The sequence below is a fragment of the Kitasatospora nipponensis genome, from assembly GCF_039528135.1.
In the GTDB taxonomy this organism is placed as follows: Bacteria; Actinomycetota; Actinomycetes; order Streptomycetales; family Streptomycetaceae; genus Kitasatospora; species Kitasatospora nipponensis.
Window position 1 is genome coordinate 1 of sequence record NZ_BAAALF010000694.1, and the last position, 726, is coordinate 726.

The 726-nt window shown below is 66.0% G+C and carries 2 protein-coding genes; both read left to right on the forward strand.

The window, feature by feature from the left end; genetic code table 11:
- Positions 1-14 precede the first annotated feature (14 nt).
- Positions 15-131, forward strand: a complete 117-nt coding sequence (locus tag ABD323_RS42760; RefSeq protein WP_344447439.1) for a BBE domain-containing protein — start codon at positions 15-17, stop codon at positions 129-131.
- Positions 132-360: 229 nt separating this feature from the next.
- Positions 361-726, forward strand: a 366-nt coding sequence (locus ABD323_RS42765; protein WP_344447438.1) for an acyl-CoA dehydrogenase family protein, incomplete at its 3' end; no start/stop codon positions are given.

The window sequence follows — 726 nt, forward strand, 5'->3', positions numbered from 1 at the left end:
ACATCGATGCGACCCTGCCGGACTGGGGCACCGCCTACTACGGCGGCAACCTGCCCCGGCTGAAGGCGGTGGGCCAGTGCTACGACCCGGACCGGGTGTTCGCATTCCCCCAGTCGGTGGCCTACGCCTGAGGTTCGGTGATACACCGCACACGGACGGGCAATTCGGCCGATGTCCGGCCGAACGGCGGGAGAGCATTCCGATTTGCCGGTAATTCATGCTTTCCAGAACTCGGCAACATGGGAGAAGTGCGCGAATGCGGCACCGTACCAGAGTGGTGGCGACTGGTGGTGAATAGGCGCCCAGCCGGGACAAGAACTACCCACTTTTCCTGTCCAGCCATCGTATTGAGGAGCACAGATGACGACCACCGAGGCGTCGACGAGCGCCGAGCTCGTCCGCCGGGCAACCGAGCTGGTCCCACTGATCCGGAAGCACGCCGCCTGGCAGGAGGAGAACCGGGTCCTGCACGAGGAGGTGCTCCAGGGCGTCGCCGACGCCGGCCTGATGAAGATGCGGGTCCCGGTCCGCTACGGCGGTTTCGAGTCCGACGTACGCACGGTCTGCGACGTGATCACCGAGCTCGCGCGGGGTGACGGCTCGGTCGGGTGGACCGTGAGCACGATGACGATCAGTTCCTGGCTGGCCGGACTGTTCCCGGACGAGGTGCAGGACGAGATCTTCGCCGACCCCGACGTCCGGATCGGGAGCAGCGTCAGCCCGAAC